Here is an 18690-nt window from a genome sequence, read left to right on the forward strand (position 1 = left end):
GCTGCTGAAACTGAGGAAGTTATTAGAGTGAATGAATGTCGGAGACCCACGACTTTGGCCGCTGCTACTGAGGCATCACTCACAGCTTGCGGCACAACTAGCCAGGTGCTTTTGCCGCACTTGCGGCAACAAAAAACCACCCATTGGGTGGTTTTCTTAAATAAGCCGGGTTAGCTATCAGCCTTCTTTCGAACGGCGTGGTTTGCGATTGGATGGCGCCTTGCGGTCGCTGAACTTTCTTTCACCGTGGCCAAAGCGCTCACCTTGTGGTTTGTGCGGACGCTTGGGAAAAGATCCACCAGGACTTTGGGAATTTGACCGACCCGGCCTTTTAAAGAGGCGGCGGTAGAGTCGCTGAAGGCCTCCTCGGCAGCGCTGGCCAAGGCTGGGCTGTCACTTTGATGGCCTGTTGCTCACTAGTAAAAAAGCCCCATGCATGGGGCTTTTTTAATTTAACGACTTAATCCGGTTAATGCCCTGAACCGCTTGTCAGCGGTGGCAGTCCGATAGAGAGTAAGCCATCGCGGCCAACCGGCCCAACCAGAGTGCTGTCTGGTGGATTTGTATCAATGTTGCAATCATCACCGTAGCACGCCAGGTAACAGGTGATTGACCCCGACGATGCTGCTGGATCGTAATGGCGACATAAAGGGTTGTCTTTGCTGCCGCCCACCACAAACAGGTTAAAGGCCGTTATGGCATCCACACAGTATCGATACTCAGATAGAAAGCGGTTAATTTGGTTGACTTGGTTCATAGCATAGGGTTTATCGTCTGGACAGGCTTTGGTTTGCCCCAAGACCAGCTCCAAATCAGTGCAGGGCTCATTGGTGGCGAGCTTGCCACATAGCAATGCCACTGTGCCTGGCCGATTGGCTTCCATCAGCACGACTTGTACCTCTCCCTTAGTCTCTGCGGTTTGCAGATTGGCATCCGTTACTTTTAAGGTCAGCTTGAGGCGGTAATCAGCCGCATCTCCGCGTCGGGTTCCCAAATTATCTGGTGACAGAGTCGGATTTTGTCCGGTTGCCGTCAGGTCGGGTAAGTTAAATGAGGATCTACCAGCAATCGCCACCACTTCCGGGTGCGCTAACCATTCAAAGGTATAGGGCGGCGTTCCGCCACTGGCATCTGCTTGCAGGGTGATAGGTGCGCCCAAGGCAATGCTTACGGGCACAGACAGATTGGGGACCAAGGGAGGAACGCTAGGCAGGGGAGGTGCCTTGACTATCACTTCTTGGGTTGTTTTAACGGTATTCTCGACGCGATCTCGGCTGGTCAGCTCAAATTGCAGCACAGCGTCGGCAGCGCCCGGTGCCAGGGTGGGCGCAATAAAGGTCCAATGGCTTGCCCGCTCATCGGCTTGATCGTCAGTTGGGGTAAGGGTGACTGTCGGGGTTCCTAACACCTGTGCAATGGCATAACGGTAATGATCCCTGGTCGGAAATTGAATGCCCCCCGTGGGTTCGGGTGCACTTATACTCACGGACTGACCGCTGTCGACAGTGATAGGTGCCAGTGCGCCGACAACCAGAGAGGCGGAGACATCGTTTACCTGCACCAACCCATCCCGTTGGATGGTTTGGGCGCCATCGGTGATTTGCACATTGAATCGCAGCAGGGTTGGCCTGTCGACTCCGGGCGCGGTAAATATCATTCTGGCGGTGTCGGTGTGGTGAAGGGTGATATCCGGGCCGTCATCATCCTTCAGATAAGACCAAAGATAACGATAAGAATCACGACCTTTACCGCCTTGAACCGCAACCGCCAAGCCCCTTGTGGAGCCTTCATTGACTATCACCCCGGTTACACCACCAATGATAACCAAAGGGTCGTCCTGTTTTGGCACCTGTTGTGGCGGTAATACCTGTGGTGGGGCTTCCGGCGCCGGGATCACCGGCAGCGGGCGCATGATGAGAATCGGCACCACATAATGCAAAGGCTGTCCCTTGGGATCTTTACCGGTAACAGTCAGGGTGGCGTGGGCCGAGTTGTCCTTGAGGAGCGGGGCCGTGACGCTTATCTGGGTACCAGTATCACCGCCGTTTGACTGCTGTGATATTTGCAATTCGGGCCCCGAGGTCTGGGTCACTGTCACATCCGTTAATGGCGTACTCATCACGGGGACAGTTTCGTTCACCACCACCAGACGGGGTTCCAGTGGGGTGATTGGCGTTGGTGTTGCACCACTTGCCGGCCCTGGGGGTAGGGTGGCGTGCACCACGGCTTCAGCGGTACGCTCATTCCCCTCGGCATCAATAAGGCTGGCCTGGAAAGTCAGTGCCTGCGCGGAATCCACACTGGGAAGCTCGACTGTCACCACTTCTTGGGTGCTGTCCAGGAGCGTTGCCGCAGGACCGCCGGTCTGAATCCAATCCCACTGATAGGGCTCCTGACCACCACTGGCGGTCATGCCTAATTGAACGCTGGTTCCGCCCGTGGCGGTTACCACTGGTGGTGCCAATAAGACCAAGGCCTGTGGCGGTACTTTGGGGGGCACCAACACCGGATTGGGTGAAGGTACCAATTGAAGCGGTTGGGGGACCTGCAAGGGTTGTGCTATTTGCAGTGGCATCAGTAAGGGGGCTGCAATAGGTATCGGCGTGGGCACAGGATCCGGCGTTTGAGACGGTTCCAGTATCGGGGTTAAGGTTGGCACCGCATACTGAACTTGGATGGCCGTTCGTGCACTGGCATTTTTCCCGGTCACAGGATCTGTAACAGTGACGTCGAAATGCAATACGCCCCCTTGGGGAATGGAAGGGGCAATAAAACTGGGATTGGCCGTGTTTGCATTATTCAGAGTGACGACCGGTGAGTCGGGGGATATTTGTCGCCATTCATAAGTCAGATTGCTATCACTGCCTCTGGCGTGCAAGAAGACCTCATGTCCCGCTTGGACCAAACGCGATGTTGCCCCGGCTTTGACACTGACATTATTTGCCGGCACCACGGTCACAGCCACCTTGGATGGCCGGCCAATGCCATTATCGTCCTGGGTTCGCAGTTCGAATGACAGCAGGGTGTTTATCGTGACCGTCGGCGCGGTAAAGGTTAATACCGAAGTGTCGGCGCCTGTCAGCGTGACTTTTGGGCCACTCTCCTGGGTCCAGCTCCATGAAACTGGCCCTACAGCATCGTGGGCAAAGGCATGTAACGTGGTTGTCAGTCCCGAAATCACCTGACGGCCATCATCGCCTATATTGGTGGTCATTTGCGGGATGTCTGCAGGAATGGCTTGAGACGCGGCGATGGATGCTATTACGCTGCCACACACTTGTGCCTCAAGATCGGCGCAGGCGCGCAGGTGATAGACGTAGGCCTGTGGTGCAGTCAGCGGTGGCAGGTCGGTGAAACTGAGTTCAGTGGTGATCGCAATGGGATCGCCGCAATTATCAATCGGTGCCGCGGCAACCAAATCCTGGGTGACGCCATCGGGAACCTCGCAACGGTAAATGGCGTAACTGGTTGCAGTCTCAACACTCGACCAGGTAAGGGGAATACCTTCCTGGGACCCCCGCACAGTATTTAACGTGACAGGTATGGAAAGTGCTGAAACATCAACAGGCGCTTCTTTATGGTGGTGTCTGCCACAGGCCGTCAGTGCCAAGACCAGTATCAAACTTAATGTTTTCAAGCGAGTAGATAGATACATCGTCCTTGTTCCCAATTTGAACTAATCGCTCTGAGATTAGTCGATTTTCAATTCATTTTGATTTCACCCAATTTAAACCGGCACGGATTTCATGTCCATTTTTTCAGTGTTCTATACACTAACCTGCTGATTTTATATTCATAGATGCGTTCCAGTATCGGATATGGGCACGGTTGAATCTTTTCGCTGTGCTTAGCAGCAGGAGGCCCCCATGCTCGGTAAGCTTTATTTTGCTTTTTAAGCTAACAAGACCGCGATTTTGCTAAAGTCGGTCGCGAAGCGGAGACCCTCGGTGATAGCGCTGTTGCAGCAAGATTTATAGGGGCAGGCAAGATTCATCTCCGCAATTGCGGCAACAAAAAACCACCCATGGGGTGGTTTTTTTATTCAGTCTGGTTAGCTATCAGCCTTCTTTCGAACGGCGTGGTTTGCGATCGGATGGCGCCTTGCGGTCGCTGAACTTTCTTTCACCACGATCCGGGCGTTCGCCTCGGTCAGAACGCTCACCGCGCTCAGCAAAACGCTCACCCTGGGGCTTGCGTGGACGCTTGGGCACCGGGCCGCCGCGGCTGAAGTCTTCGCCGCCTTCGGCGCCCACTTCGCGGATGTTCAGCGGCTTGCCACAGACGCGCACCTTCTTCAGGTGAACCAGTATGTCCTTGGGCATGCCGTCGGGCAGGTCGACCGTGGTTTGCTGATCGTACAGTTGGATCTGGCCAATGTATCGGCTGTCGATGTTGGCTTCGTTGGCGATGGCGCCGACGATATTGCCCACACCCACACCGTGCTCACGACCCACGTCGATGACGTAGCGGTTCATCTTGATGTCGGGATTGTCCTTCAGTGCCTCGGCGCTGCCCAGGTTGGCGGGCAGGGGACGTGAGTCACGACGACGCTCATTGCGTTCGCCACGCTCGAAGCGCTCACCACGCTCACCACGATCACCGCGGCCGCTGCGCTCATCATGGCTGTCACGCTGACGCTCCTGGATGGCGGGCAGTTGCAGCGGACGCTCCTGTTGCACCAGCTGCAGCAGGGCGGCGGCCAGTACGTCTGTGTCCACTTCCAGCTGTTGGCACAGCTGAGCCACGGCACCCTTCATAAAGTCCAGGTGTTCGTTGGCGATGACTTCGCCCACTTGCTCACCCAGACGGGACAGGCGGCGCTCGGCCACTGTCTCGGGGCTTGGGATCTTCATTGGCGAAATACGGCTGTTGGTGGCGCGCTCAATGGTGCGCAGCATGCGCATTTCACGATGGGTCACGAACAGAATTGCCATGCCGGTACGACCTGCGCGGCCGGTACGACCGATACGATGCACGTAGGCTTCGGTATCGTAGGGAATATCGTAGTTAACCACGTGACCGATACGCTCAACGTCCAGACCACGGGCGGCCACGTCGGTGGCGATAATGATGTCCAGCTTGCCGGACTTGAGCTGATCCACGGCGCGCTCACGGGCCTGCTGGTTCATATCACCGTGCAGGGGCGAGGAGGCATAACCGCGGGCTTCCAGCTTCTCGGCCAACTCGACGCAGGAATTACGGGTACGAACGAAGATGATGATACCTTCGGTGTTTTCCACTTCCAGCACCCGCACCAGGGCCTCCAGCTTGTTGTGCTGGGATACCTGCACAAAACGCTGCTCGATGGAGTCCACTGTGGTGTGGCTGGCGGCGATGCTGATGTTGACCGGGTTTTGCAGGTGCTTGTTGGCCACGCGCTTGATTTGCTCAGGCATGGTGGCGGAGAACAGCGCCAGCTGACGGCTTTCCGGAGTGTGTTCCAGGATCCATTCGATATCGTCGATGAAGCCCATTTTCAGCATTTCATCGGCTTCGTCCAGCACCAAGGCCTTCAGGGTATCGAGCTTGAGTGTGCCACGACGCATATGGTCCATAACACGGCCCGGAGTACCGACTATCACCTGGGGACCGCGGCGCAGGGCCTGCAGCTGTTGGTGCATGCTCTGGCCGCCGTAGATGGGCAGCACGTGGAAGCCCTTCATGAACTTGGCGTAGCTGGAGAAAGCTTCGGCCACCTGTACCGCCAGTTCGCGGGTCGGTGCCAGCACCAGGATTTGCGGCGCGTTGAGGCCGGCATCTATGTTGGACAGCAGCGGCAGGGCGAAGGCGCCGGTCTTGCCGGTACCTGTCTGGGCCTGGCCGAGTATGTCCTGACCGGCCATCAGGGGCGTGATACTCGCAGCCTGAATTGGGGTAGGGTTCTCGTAGCCGAGTTCGTCGAGGGCACGCAAAAGCGCCTCGGAAAGGCCGAGTTCACGGAAGGTTTTTTCACTGAATGACATGGGTTGTAGCCTTTGACGGTGCAGAATGCACCTGTGTTGAGTTTCTATGACAGAAAATCAACCCCGTGTCGATTTCCCGTACCGAAAACGCCAGAGTATAGCAGGGCCGGCGCTGTTTGCCTATGTAAAATGTGTTTTTTTGCCTGATATGGCCTGAAATGGCGGTATACGGCCCGAAAAGGCATGTTAACTAGTCGGTTTTGGGCACCAGGGGCTTGGACAGCAGCGGATAGACAGCCTCTACCACGGCCGCAAGAAAACCATAATCCAGCCGATCCGGAGTGTCGTCCATGCTGTGATATTGGGGATGGGGCGGCACCCCGAAATACAGCCAGGGAATACCTGCCTGATGGAAGGGGTAATGATCCGAGGCCTTGAGCCAGTTGATATTGCCGTTGCCTTCGCGGTCGAGGCGGGAATGACTGAGGCGTACACACAGACCATGGTTCTTCAGCCCTGGCAACAGGGCGTCAATGTTGCTGAAGTTGCGTGCCCCTTCGAGGTAAATGGCGTAGGGACGGCCGGGGTGGCCCACCATGTCCAGATTGATGGCGGCTTCCACCTCAAGTCCCTGTGCCAGCAGCCAGTCCACCAGAGCCTTGCCGCCGTAGAGGCCCAACTCCTCGGCATCGGTGGCGGCAAACAGCCAGTTGATGTCGGCGGCGCGCTCTGTATCCGTGGCGCCATGGCTCGCCAGCGCCAGCAGCGCGGCCGTGCCCGAGGCATTGTCGTCTGCGCCGGGGTAATAACGCCTGCCCTGGCCTCCCAGGTGATCGTAGTGGCCCAAAATTACCCGCCAGCGCTTGCTGGGCGTGGCCGCGGGCAGGATCCCCACCAGATTGGCGCCATGGCGGTCGGAAAAGCCGTGGCGAAAGTCGAAGGGCTGCAGATAGCCCTGGGTGTCCTTGAGGCCAAGGGCCGCAGCAGGCATAAGCCCCGCTTCTTCAAAGCGGCGCGCCAGCAGTTGCTGGGCCAGGCGGGAGCCCTCGGTGCCGTTCTTGCGCCCGGCAAAGGGCTCGGAGGCCAGTTCGGCCACGTCCTGTCGCAGCTGCGCCATATCGACCCACTGGGGCTTGAGATCCCGCGGGCAATGGCTGGGGCCGGAGGTGCAGCCTGTCAGCAACAGCAGGCCCAGGCTCAGGCCCAGGTTCAGGCTTGAGCGTAAGCCTGAATCCCTCAAGCCACTGAAACCCCAGGCCCGGATCTGCATCAGCGCTCCAGCAGTGGCTTGAGGAAGCGCGCCGTGTGGGAGGCGCTGTGTTCGGCCACCTGTTCCGGGGTGCCCGTCACCAGGATAGTACCGCCGCCTGAGCCACCCTCTGGGCCCAGATCCACAATCCAGTCCGCGGTTTTAATCACGTCCAGGTTGTGCTCAATCACCACTATGGTGTTGCCGTGGGATTTGAGGCGGTGCAACACGTCCAGCAGCAGCTGGATATCGGCAAAGTGCAGACCTGTGGTGGGTTCGTCGAGTATGTACAAGGTCTTGCCGGTGTCGCGCTTCGACAGCTCCTTGGCCAGCTTGACCCTTTGGGCCTCACCGCCGGAGAGGGTGGTGGCGCTCTGGCCTAGACGGATATAGGACAGGCCCACGTCCATCAGGGTTTGCAGTTTGCGGGCGATGGCGGGCACGGCATCGAAGAAGTCGCGGGCATCCTCCACCGTCATCTGCAGCACCTCATGGATATTCTTGCCCTTGTATTTGACCTCCAGGGTCTCGCGGTTGTAGCGCTTACCCTTACAAGAGTCGCAGGGCACGTACACGTCCGGCAGGAAGTGCATTTCCACCTTGATCAAACCGTCACCCTGACAGGCCTCACAGCGGCCGCCCTTGACGTTGAAGGAGAAACGGCCCACCTGATAGCCGCGGGAGCGGGCTTCCTGGGTACCGGCGAACAGTTCACGGATCGGGGTGAATATGCCGGTATAGGTGGCCGGGTTGGAGCGCGGGGTGCGGCCGATGGGGCTCTGATCTATGTCCACCACCTTGTCGCAGTGCTCCATGCCCTCGACCTTGTCGTAGGGGGCTGGCTCATCCACCGTGGCGCCGTTGAGCTGCTTGTGGGCAATGCGGAAGAAGGTGTCGTTGATCAGGGTCGACTTGCCGGAACCCGATACCCCGGTGACGCAGGTGAACAGGCCCACGGGTATGGTCAGGTCAACGTTTTTCAGGTTGTTGCCGCGGGCACCATAGAGGGAAATGACCCGCTCGGGATCGAAGGCGGCGCGCTCGCCTTCGACCTGAATTTTACGCACGCCGCTCAGGTACTGACCCGTGACCGAATGTTCGCAGTCGGTGATGTCCTTGAGCGTGCCGTCGCAGATGACCTCACCGCCGTGGACCCCGGCGCCGGGGCCTATGTCGATAATGTGGTCCGCCATGCGGATGGCATCTTCGTCGTGCTCCACCACTATCACAGTGTTGCCCAGATCCCGCAGGTGGGTGAGGGTGCTGAGCAGCCGCTCGTTGTCCCTCTGGTGCAGGCCGATTGAGGGCTCGTCGAGCACGTACATCACCCCCACCAGACCGGCGCCAATCTGGCTCGCCAGACGAATGCGCTGGGCCTCGCCGCCGGAGAGGGTTTCCGCCGAGCGCGACAGGCTGAGGTAGTTGAGGCCCACGTTCACCAGGAAGCCGAGGCGATCGCGCACTTCTTTCAAAATCTTCTCGGCGATCTGTGCCTTCTGGCCATCGAATTCCAGTGCCATGAAATAGTCCAGGGCCTCGCCTATTGACCAGGTGGTCAGCCTTGGCAGGTTGAGGTCCTTGATATACACGTGGCGGGCCTCTTCGCGCAGCCTGGAACCTTCACAGCTCTGACAGGCCTGGGTGCTGATGAATTTGGCCAGCTCCTCGCGCACCGCGGTGGACTCTGTCTCGCGGTAGCGGCGGTCCATGTTGTTGAGTATGCCCTCGAAGGGGTGCTTGCGGACCACCACATCGCCACGGTCGTTGATGTAGCGGAAGGAGATCTCATCCTTGCCGGAGCCGTACAGTACCGTCTTTTTCACCTTCTCCGGCAGGGTGCCGAAGGGGGATTCGATATCGAAACCGTAATGGTCCGCCAGGGAGGTCAGCATCTGGAAGTAATAAAAATTGCGTCTGTCCCAGCCGCGGATGGCGCCGCCCGCCAGGGACAGATCGCCGGAGACTATCACCCGCTCGGGGTCGAAAAATTGCTGTACCCCGAGACCGTCACAGGTCTGGCAGGCGCCGGCTGGGTTGTTGAATGAGAAGATCCTCGGTTCCAGCTCGGCCATGGAGTAGCCGCAGTGGGGGCAGGCGAAGTTGGCGGAGAAGATCAGCTCCTCTGTCGCCCCGTCTTCCATGCTGGCTATGGTGGCTATGCCCCCGGACAGCTCCAGGGCCGTCTCGAAAGATTCCGCCAGGCGCTGCTGTATGTCGTCACGGACCTTGAAGCGGTCGACCACCACTTCAATGGTGTGTTTGACGTGCAGATCCAGGGTTGGTGGATCGGACAGATCGCACACCTCGCCGTCGATGCGGGCGCGGATATAGCCCTGGGCCGCCAGGCTGTCGAGCAGCTTGACGTGTTCGCCCTTGCGGGCCTTGATAACCGGCGCCAGCAGCATCAGTCGTTCGCCCTCGGGGCGCTCCAGCACCTTGTCCACCATCTGGCTCACGGTTTGGGCCGCCAGCGGCTGGCCATGGGTGGGGCAGCGGGGCTCGCCGACCCGGGCAAACAACAGCCTCAGGTAGTCGTAAATCTCTGTGATTGTGCCCACCGTGGAGCGCGGGTTGTGGGAGGTGGACTTCTGCTCGATGGAGATGGCGGGGCTCAGGCCTTCGATATGGTCGACATCGGGCTTTTCCATCAGGCTCAGGAATTGGCGCGCATAGGCCGACAGGGACTCTACGTAGCGCCGCTGGCCCTCGGCATAGAGGGTGTCAAACGCCAGGGACGACTTGCCCGATCCCGACAGGCCGGTGATCACTATCAGCTTGTTCCTGGGGATCGTCAGGTTGATATTTTTGAGATTGTGGGTACGGGCCCCGCGGATTTCAATCTTGTCCATCTGCCACATCAAACGCCGAATAAAAAGAGCCCAAGTATCGCATAAAAGCGCCGCGAACCACACTGCCAGTTTGCCCACAGTGCCCGAAGGGAAAATCACGCTTTGCCTCGGGAGCGAATCGACCTTACAATCTGGGCCAGTATTTTATTGGCCCACGGGCCGCCTTTGGGACGCGCAACGACAAGACTCTGGCTGCGCCCCTTTTTTCTTTGATTTTCAAGGCAAGGTTTCAAGGCAAGAGTATGGCAAACACCGGGCTTTCCGCCTCCGAAAAAAGAGTGGCCTTTTCACTGGCCAGCGTATTTGGCCTGCGTATGATGGGCCTGTTTATGATCATGCCCGTATTCGCGCTTTATGGTCAGCACCTGACGGGGTACTCCCCCCTGTGGGTCGGCATTGCTATAGGTGCCTACGGCCTGACCCAGGCGCTGTTGCAGATCCCCATGGGCATTTTGTCGGATAAATACGGTCGCAAGCCGGTGATCCTGGCGGGTCTGTTGCTGTTCGCCTTCGGCAGCCTGGTGGCCGCCATGGCCGACAGTATTTACGGTGTGGTGCTGGGAAGGGCATTGCAGGGCATGGGCGCCATAGCCGCGGCCGTGCTGGCGCTGGCGGCGGATTTGACCCGTGACGAGCAGCGCACCAAGGTGATGGCCGTTATCGGCATGTGCATAGGTTTCTCCTTTGCCCTGTCGCTGCTGGTGGGCCCCATAGTGGCACAGCATCTGGGGCTCACTGGTTTGTTTATGTTGACCGCCGGCCTGGCGCTGCTGGGTATGCTGATAGTGCAGTTGCTGGTACCCAATCCCGTGACTCACGCCCCCAAGGGCGATACCGTGGCGGCGCCGGCCAAGCTGTGGCGCCTGCTGACCGATGCCCAGCTGTTCCGCCTCGATGCCGGGATCTTTATCCTGCATCTGGTGCTGACCGCGGTGTTTGTGGCCTTGCCGCTGGATCTGGTGGATGCGGGGCTGGCCAAGGAAAAGCACTGGATGCTGTATTTTCCGGCCTTCGTCGGCGCCTTCTTCCTCATGGTGCCGCTGATCATCATCGGCGTGAAGCGCAAGAATGCCAAGGGCATGTTCCAGCTGGCCTTGCTGCTGATGCTGGCCTCGCTGGCGGCCATGGCGCTGTTTTCCCACGAGCTGTGGGTACTGTCGGCGGCTGTGGTGCTGTTTTTCACCGGCTTCAACTACCTTGAGGCCTCGCTGCCGAGCCTGATCGCCAAGTTCTGTCCCGTAGGGGAAAAGGGCTCGGCCATGGGCGTCTACTCCACCAGCCAGTTCTTCGGTGCCTTCTGCGGCGGTATTCTGGGAGGCAGTGCCTATCAGTTGCTGGGGGCGACCTGGGTGTTCTTCGCTGCCATGATACTGATGCTGTTGTGGTTGCTGCTGACCCTGGGGATGCAAAACCCCGTGATGCTCAAGAGCTACACCCTTGAGGCCCGGGTAGACGGCCGCGAGCAGGCCCGCGAGATGGCCAGCAGGTTGGCGGAATTGGCCGGTGTGGCGGAAGCCATTGTGGTGCTTGAGGAAAAAGTTGCCTATCTGAAAGTGGATGAGCATTTCGATTTAAGAGAAGCCAGAGCTGTGTTAGGCTCTGCAGATTAATATGCGTTAACGTGCAAAATTGCAGGAGAGATTGATGGCCAGTCGTGGTGTGAATAAGGTGATTCTGGTAGGCAACCTGGGACAAGATCCCGAAGTTCGCTATATGCCCAATGGCAACGCCGTTGCCAATATCACAGTTGCCACCAGCGAAAGCTGGAAAGACAACCAGGGTCAGCAACAGGAACGCACCGAGTGGCACAGGGTGGTTATGTTCGGCAAGCTGGCCGAAATTGCCGGTGAATACCTGCGCAAGGGCTCCCAGGTGTACCTGGAAGGCAAGCTGCAGACCCGTAAGTGGAAAGATCAGAACGGCCAGGACAGATACACCACAGAGATAGTGGTCGATCAGAGCGGCAGCATGCAGATGCTCGGTGGTCGTGCCCAAGGTCAAGGTCAAGGTCAGGGCGCCCCCATGGGTGGTCAAGCTCAAGCTGGCCAGCAGGGTGGTTACAGTGCCCCGGCTCAGAACCAATACGCTGCAGCGCCACAACAGGGCGGTTACAGTGCCCCGGCTCAGGGTGGTTATCAGCAACCTCAACAAGCTCAGCCGCAGGCTGGTTTTGGTCAGGCACCTCAGCAGGGCGCCTATCAGCCCAAGCCACAACAGGCGGCTCCGGCTTATCAGCCACAGCAGGCCCCACAGCAGCGCCCAGCGCCCAAGCCGCAGGCCCAGCCACAACAGCAAAGCTATACCCCGGATCTGGATGACGGCTGGGACGATGATATCCCGTTCTAACCGGTCAATGACCCAAGTGAATGACAAACCCCGCCAATGCGGGGTTTGTTTTTTCTGTTTCCAGTGGCTTGTAAGCTATGGGATCAGTGTTCTTCGTGGCCATCGGCCAGGTAGACGTGGTGCAGGGTCAGGGTGCCGTCCTCTTCCGCTTCGGCCCAGATTTCGAAGTGCTCGTTACCATAGATCCTGTGTCCCAGTCCGAAGGCCCTGGAGTTGCATTTCCTGCCCTTACAAGTGCTGGGGGGCTCGGAGCCTGTGGCATAGCTGTTGTAACTATCTAAGTGACCGTAGATCGTTGCCAGTTCCTCGTAGTCGTGGGCATTTGGCCATTGACTGTTAATGTCCGAACTGTAGTCCATGCATGTACCCTGGCTGGTGCCGTCTTCGCTGGTGTGGCCGAGACCAAACACATGACCCACTTCCTGGCACATGACGTGGTTCTTTTCTTCCGATGTCCAATACCAGCTGTAGCTGTCGTTCATCTTGGCTGTGCCCTTGGTGATATGGCCCGAGCTGTCGAGGTTGATGGACGCCAGGCCCAACCAGCCATTTTGGCCATAGGCCGCATTACAGACCCGCATCTGACCGGTCACCATGGAGCAGCGTTTGCGGGTGCGGGAGTCAGTTTCACCCTGCACCGGTGTCAGGCTCAAGACTTTGGATGCGTTCCAAGCGTTCACGGTAGCGTCCAATTCACTGCTCCATTCGGGACTGGTGCTGTCTACAACAATAAGCGGTAATGGGTTGGAGGTTCTTGCCCAGTGATAGTTGTTCCAGCTGTGTGTGGCCGAGGCCAAGCCTGAGAGCATTAATCCCGGAAGTATTAATGCCAAGGCGAGTTTCTGTTGTTGCTTCATAATCTGTTCCCGCAATTGACCGGTTTCGCAGAGGGGGTTGCCCTGTCCTTGGCCGCACTAACTCTGCAGGAGTCTTTTAACCATAGCCAAAAGTACGCACTTTGCTAGCAGCAAGGCGGCTGGGATATGGGTCTTTAATGCCGGTCAGCGCATGGCTGTCGGCATATTGGGATAATCGGGAAGCGCAGCGCCAGGTCGGGCCTAGCGAGGATGTAAGGAGGGTGGCTTTAGTTGCCGCTGTCTTTCAGGGAACGCAACAGCAGCCCCAGGCCGCCAACGGCGAGCACTAGTATGACTATGAGGTCAAAGGCCGTCATGGCACGCAAGTGGAAATGCACCGAGGATATGACGCCAAACACCAGAGCCACCAGGGAGCCTATTCCAAGCAGCCAGCCCAAGGGATTCTTGGCGTTGAAGAAGATGATGCCAATTCCAAACATGAAGGGGAGCATTATCATGCCGCCGGTAATGCCGTAATTGCCGCCCCAGGCCGAGATGCCATACAGTCTGGCACCCAGGCCAAAGCTTGAGGTCACACTGATGGCATTGAGCAGCAGGTATACACCGCCGCAGAGCATGATAAGGCCGATAAAAAATTGTCCTATGCCACCGGACGTTCCACCCGCTCCATTCATCACTTGCTTCCTTCTAAAAATCGGTACAGATCACCGGGAACCTGTATCTTACACCAGTTGGCTAATCCTGTAGCAAGTGGTTGATTTAAATGTGTCATGGTAAGCAGGGAGACAAACAGGGACAGAAGGCTGATTAGCGTCAAGACTGCGACGGCAGACAAATAAAAAGCCCGCTCATGCATAGGGCGGGCTTTTACTCTGATAACAAAAACAACATCTTGGATTCCAGATTAGGCTGACAATTCACGGCCGCCAACCGTAGCCACTTGCAACTTACAAGTGTAACCGCATGACTGTCTTGCTTGCTGTATCTTGGACGCTTCACAATGTCACTGTGTCATACGTCCTCGGGTTTTGCCGGTTACACTTTAAGACTAGAACCACTGTATATTTTGTGCAACCTTCGGGTGAAAAATAATGTGCCAGTACCCCAAGGAAAGGGGAATCTGCGCCCCTGGAGTACAGCGCTATACGCAAATCCGATTGCGACCTTGTTGTTTGGCCATATACAACAGCCGATCGGCCCGGCCTATGACGTCTTCGAATGAGGCATCGCCGGCTGAGAATTGACTCAGGCCTCCGCTGATCCCTCTTTCTTTGATGGCGTCATTTGGGTTGTTGCGGGAGTGCAGTGGCTGTGAGCCCATGGCCGAGACGATTGCCAGTCGCAGCCGCTGCGCCAGGTGTTCGGCTTGTTCCACCGATGTCTGTGGCATCAAAATCACAAACTCATCACCACCGTAACGGGCCGAAAAATCCTGTTCTCTGAGGTGTTTGCGACAGCAGTCGGCAATCAATCTCAGCACTCTGTCACCCATCAGGTGGCCACAAGAATCATTGATGGTCTTCAGGAAGTCCAAATCAAACAGCAGGATAGCTGTTTGGGTTTGGTAGCGTTGGAAAAGGGAGAACTGGTTGCGCAGCTGCACCATTAAACTGCGCCTGTTATGTAATCCGGTTAATTCATCAATCTCGCTCTTGTGGCGCAGTTGGGCTTCCAGTTCGTGCCGGGCACTGATATTGCTGGCGACCCACACCACGGCATCTTCTCCATCAATAGTAAAGTCCAATGCCTGTATGCGTCCTTCAAACCAGATAACAGTATCCGGCCCATCGTTTCCCAGCCCCTTCACATCGGAGCCGGCCAAGCCATATTCCACCACCAGCAATTGGCGTGATGCCAGTGCCCGCTCAATCTGCAGCATGAACCAATCGGCCTTCTCCGGGATCAACACATCCTCGATTTTTTGGCCGATCAGCATACTGCCGTCGTGATAATAGCGGCTGTCACTGCCACCAAGAATGTCGGCATAGCGGCCACTGCGGGTAAGAATGAATACAGGATCCGGCAGCGCCTTGAATATGGCCTGTTGTTGTTCGCTAGAGAACATGGGACTCCTGGGACTCTGGGGGATTTTTATTAAGGTATGGTATTCCGATAAATTTGGAAAGCTCTTACCTGACAAGCTGTTGCCCCATAGCAATCACACCCGCCGCTTTGGCTGATATGGACTAGACTCTAATTCTTGGCTGCATCGGCAACCAAGCCTTAAGGAGGCTGTTTTTATGAACATGTCAGCTTATATGGCAGGTACGCTGCTTATCGGCGTTGCCGGCCTGAGTGCTTCTGCCATGGCAGAAGATGAAAAAATGGGCGCCATGATGGACCCACAGATGAAGCAACAGATGCTGGACGATGCCCTGAGCGCGGCGCCACCCACCTTGCGTGACAAGGTGACTGTGCTGGACTGGGACAAGAATGTATTGCAGCAAGGCAGTGTGGACTACACCTGCTTCCCGACACCGGCCCAGATGACGGGTAAGTCACCCATGTGCATGGATGGTCCCTGGATGGAATGGGCCCATGCCTGGATGAACAAGCAACCCTTCGAGGCCAAGAGTATCGGCATTTCCTATATGCTGGCCGGCGATGGCGGGGCCAGCAACACAGATCCCTACGCCGAAATGCAGACCCCGGATAATCAATGGATAGACGAGGGTCCCCACCTGATGATCATTACCCCGGACAAGGCGCTGCTGGACAGCCTGCCCACTGACCCCTATTACGGTGGTCCCTATGTCATGTGGAAGGGGACACCCTACGCCCACATCATGGTGCCTGTGGGGGCCAGGAAATAACAACAAGCCCGGCGTTGCCGGGCTTTTTTTAACTTCGCCTTGTCGTCTTGAGCCAGCTTTGGCCTATCCCGGCGGCGATGATCACAGCCGCGCCTCCCCATTGCAGTGTTGACATGGGTTCCTGAAACAAGATCCACCCAATCAGCAGTACAGTCACAGGTTCCAGATATGACAGGGTGCCGAAAATCCGCGCCGGCAGGGCGGCTATGGCCTGCACCGCAAATAGGATTGCCAAAAAGCCGGGAAACACGCCGGCAATCAACAGCCAGCCCCATTGCTCTCCCGTGGGATGTGGTTGTTCAAGCACCAGGGGCAGGGCGCACAGGGCGCCGGTCAGCAATTGCCAAAAGGTCTTGCCGTAAGCGTGCTGGCTGCGCGGAACCCGCTTATTGACCAAAATAAAGCTGGCATAAGCACCGAGGCAGGCGAGTGCATACCACAGGCCCTGCTTTTGCCAGGCCGATGTGTCGAGGCGAAACTCCTGCAGCATGGCAAAACCGAAGAAGGCACCGCCGATGCACAGTAACATCCAGCGATTGAGGCGCTCGTGAAACACAAAGTGGGACACCAGTGCCGCCAGCGCCGGCGCCAGGTACACCAGCATGATGGCCAGCGACATGGGAATGGTTTCTATGGCTTTGAGAAAGCTCAGAATAAAGCCGGCCAACAGGGCGCCACCGGCAATGACCGCCGGATGGGGGCGGCGCCACAGATGGCGATTCCTGCGTTTGGGTAACAAAAACAGCAGTAAAATTATCGCACCCAGCGCCAGTCGATAAAAAGTGAGACTGGCAGCATCTATGCCACTGTAACGGGCGATGAGACCTATGGTGCCCATCAGGGCGGCAGACAGGGCTGCCATCAGATAAAACTGCATCCGGATACGACTTAAAGGAGAACAGGCAGACACTCTAGCGCCGGTGGATTTTTTGCTCAAGCTTGCCTTGGGGCTGAAACAGGAATTTTATTCAGGCTCTGGCTCGGATGGGGGAATGGCAACACCGGGCTGGTTTTGCGGATTATCGCTGGCGGGCGTTTCCTCGTGCTCCATTGGCTTTGGCAACAGGCTCAGGGGCGCGGCGTCATAGGGCTTGGTTGGATTGGAAACCAAGGTCATATCATCCTGATACTTTTCATGCAGTTGTTGCCAGCTGCCATCGCTTTTGAGCTGTTTCAATCCCCTGTTGAAGTCATCGCGAATACGTTCGCTTTGAAAGGCGAAGCGGTATTCTGTGGGAGGGAATATCTCGTGGTAGACAAGGGATTGCTGCAACTCGGCAGCATTCAAGGCATTTTGCAACAGGGCCTGTTTGCGGTAGTAGTTGAAAATATGCCGGTCCATGACCACGGCATCCACCCTGTCCTTCATCAGCATGTACACCTGCAGTTGCTGGCGGGCGACCTCGCTGTATTCGTCATTGGCAGTCACAACCTGGCTGAATTCCGGCCCGAGCAGTACCGAGGCCCGCTGAAAGGCGACTATGCGTTTGTCCTTGAGATCGCGGATGCTATCAATCTTGAGCTGGTTCTTGGCCAGGCTGATGGCGCAGTTCTGGAACACTATGGCCACATCCGAGTAAAACACCTTGTCCACCATGCCTTCGTGCACATTGATGATGCCGTCAAGCTTACCTTCCCGCAATTCATGGAAGGTGCGCGCCAGTGGCAGATAGGTGATGTTGACTCTGTGACCCGAAGCGGCCAGGGCCATGTTGAGCAACTCCAGCTCCAGGCCGGTGTTGTTTTCCTGAATCACGTAGGGGGGAATAGAGAAGCTGACGCCTATGGTCAGTTCATCGGCATGGGTACCGGACAACATCAGTCCCAGCGACAGCGCCAGACCGCGCCTGGCGGATCTGCGTCGTAGCTTGTTTGCATGTCGGCGGGCGACCATCCGCGCTTGATACGTCATCTCAGGGAATTCCTCTGGGGAATGGGCCAGTAGCCTTTAATTATTTTAGCTCCATCCCTGGCGCATGGCATAAAGCTCCTTCAGGCCGGTCTTGCTGTCAAGCCGTCTGTTATGAAAATGTGAATTTCGATGGCTTTTGCTTAGCCCTGTCAGGGCTGCTCTCCATTTTTCGCCTAGAAAGAGGACCCCGGCTGGGCCAGAAAGGCCAGTTCCTCCTCGGTGGAACTGCGGCCCAATATGGCATTGCGGTGGGGATAGCGGCCGAACCTGTCTATGATGGCCTTGTGGCGCCGTTCAAATTCCAGGTTGCCGCGGGTGGCATCCTGATCGAACAATATCATGGCTGTTTCGTGGATAAGCGCCGATTCACTGTGCATATAGGGCATGTACAAAAAGGCCAGCCAGTCGGCCGGCAGCTGACGGTCGGCGCCCTGGGCCACCGCTTCCTGGGCCAGCACCAGCGCTATGGGATCGGCGGCAAAGGCTGCCGGGGTATCCCTGTGGATGTTGCGCGAAAACTGATCCAGCACCAGCACCTCCGCCAGTCGACCCTCGGCACTTGCCCGCCAGCTGAACAGCTCACCGCGGACAGCACTCTCAAGCAGGGCGCCAAAGCGGCTGCGGATCAAGTCGTCGAACCCGGGATCCTTGGCCCACCATTGTTTGGGGCTGATCTCGACGAACCAGAAATGCAGCACAGCCTCGGCTTGAGGGGGAAGAGAGGTCGACATCTGTTGCTCCTTGCCAATCACAGCTTGAGCCCTATTGGACTTTTGTCTTGGCCTATTGGTTATGGGCTG

Annotated in this window: 13 protein-coding genes; 3 read left to right on the forward strand and 10 right to left on the reverse strand. The window is 57.2% G+C overall.

Annotated elements, in window-relative coordinates:
• Positions 1 to 469: 469 nt before the first annotated feature.
• From JYB84_RS02840 to uvrA, 4 genes are all read right to left on the reverse strand, one after another.
• The gene (locus tag JYB84_RS02840) at positions 470 to 3523 is read right to left on the reverse strand and encodes a PKD domain-containing protein (RefSeq protein ID WP_207321949.1); all 3054 of its coding nucleotides are present in this window, start codon (positions 3521 to 3523) and stop codon (positions 470 to 472) included.
• A 535-nt stretch (positions 3524 to 4058) separates the two neighbouring features.
• Entirely contained in the window at positions 4059 to 5963 is a 1905-nt protein-coding gene (locus JYB84_RS02845) for a DEAD/DEAH box helicase (RefSeq protein ID WP_207321950.1), read from the reverse strand.
• Positions 5964 to 6153: 190 nt separating this feature from the next.
• On the reverse strand, positions 6154 to 7173 hold the full coding sequence (locus JYB84_RS02850) for a M28 family peptidase (RefSeq protein WP_207321951.1): 1020 nt from the start codon (positions 7171 to 7173) through the stop codon (positions 6154 to 6156).
• Positions 7173 to 10001 (reverse strand): excinuclease ABC subunit UvrA, encoded by a 2829-nt coding sequence (gene uvrA, locus JYB84_RS02855; RefSeq protein WP_207321952.1) that lies wholly within the window; start codon positions 9999 to 10001, stop codon positions 7173 to 7175. The genes JYB84_RS02850 and uvrA overlap by 1 nt, the downstream gene beginning before the upstream one ends.
• 242 nt (positions 10002 to 10243) lie before the next feature.
• On the opposite strand from uvrA, the gene JYB84_RS02860 reads away from it, so the two are divergent.
• The gene (locus JYB84_RS02860) at positions 10244 to 11611 is read left to right on the forward strand and encodes an MFS transporter (protein WP_207321953.1); all 1368 of its coding nucleotides are present in this window, start codon (positions 10244 to 10246) and stop codon (positions 11609 to 11611) included.
• Between the two features lie 34 nt (positions 11612 to 11645).
• Positions 11646 to 12347 carry a single-stranded DNA-binding protein gene (ssb, locus tag JYB84_RS02865; RefSeq protein WP_207321954.1) on the forward strand — a complete coding sequence of 234 codons (702 nt, stop codon included), beginning with the start codon at positions 11646 to 11648 and terminating at the stop codon, positions 12345 to 12347.
• A gap of 83 nt (positions 12348 to 12430) precedes the next feature.
• On the opposite strand, the gene JYB84_RS02870 is transcribed toward ssb, so the two are convergent.
• The 3 genes from JYB84_RS02870 to JYB84_RS02880 form a co-directional block, all read right to left on the reverse strand.
• On the reverse strand, positions 12431 to 13204 hold the full coding sequence (locus JYB84_RS02870; protein WP_207321955.1) for a zinc metalloprotease: 774 nt from the start codon (positions 13202 to 13204) through the stop codon (positions 12431 to 12433).
• A 227-nt stretch (positions 13205 to 13431) separates the two neighbouring features.
• Positions 13432 to 13839 carry a hypothetical protein gene (locus JYB84_RS02875; protein ID WP_207321956.1) on the reverse strand — a complete coding sequence of 136 codons (408 nt, stop codon included), beginning with the start codon at positions 13837 to 13839 and terminating at the stop codon, positions 13432 to 13434.
• A 467-nt stretch (positions 13840 to 14306) separates the two neighbouring features.
• Positions 14307 to 15230, reverse strand: a complete 924-nt coding sequence (locus JYB84_RS02880) for a GGDEF domain-containing protein (protein WP_207321957.1) — start codon at positions 15228 to 15230, stop codon at positions 14307 to 14309.
• Between the two features lie 175 nt (positions 15231 to 15405).
• Here JYB84_RS02880 and JYB84_RS02885 point away from each other — a divergent pair, with 175 nt between their 5' ends.
• On the forward strand, positions 15406 to 15978 hold the full coding sequence (locus JYB84_RS02885) for a hypothetical protein (RefSeq protein WP_207321958.1): 573 nt from the start codon (positions 15406 to 15408) through the stop codon (positions 15976 to 15978).
• A 28-nt stretch (positions 15979 to 16006) separates the two neighbouring features.
• Here JYB84_RS02885 and JYB84_RS02890 read toward each other — a convergent pair whose 3' ends face one another.
• The 3 genes from JYB84_RS02890 to JYB84_RS02900 all read right to left on the reverse strand — a co-directional run bounded on the left by JYB84_RS02890 (position 16007) and on the right by JYB84_RS02900 (position 18621).
• The gene (locus JYB84_RS02890; RefSeq protein WP_266097107.1) at positions 16007 to 16840 is read right to left on the reverse strand and encodes a DMT family transporter; all 834 of its coding nucleotides are present in this window, start codon (positions 16838 to 16840) and stop codon (positions 16007 to 16009) included.
• Positions 16841 to 16942: 102 nt separating this feature from the next.
• Positions 16943 to 17890, reverse strand: a complete 948-nt coding sequence (locus tag JYB84_RS02895; protein WP_228290861.1) for a substrate-binding periplasmic protein — start codon at positions 17888 to 17890, stop codon at positions 16943 to 16945.
• A 173-nt stretch (positions 17891 to 18063) separates the two neighbouring features.
• The gene (locus JYB84_RS02900) at positions 18064 to 18621 is read right to left on the reverse strand and encodes a DUF924 family protein (protein ID WP_207321959.1); all 558 of its coding nucleotides are present in this window, start codon (positions 18619 to 18621) and stop codon (positions 18064 to 18066) included.
• Positions 18622 to 18690 lie beyond the last annotated feature (69 nt).

The organism is Shewanella cyperi (assembly GCF_017354985.1).
GTDB lineage: Bacteria > Pseudomonadota > Gammaproteobacteria > Enterobacterales > Shewanellaceae > Shewanella > Shewanella cyperi.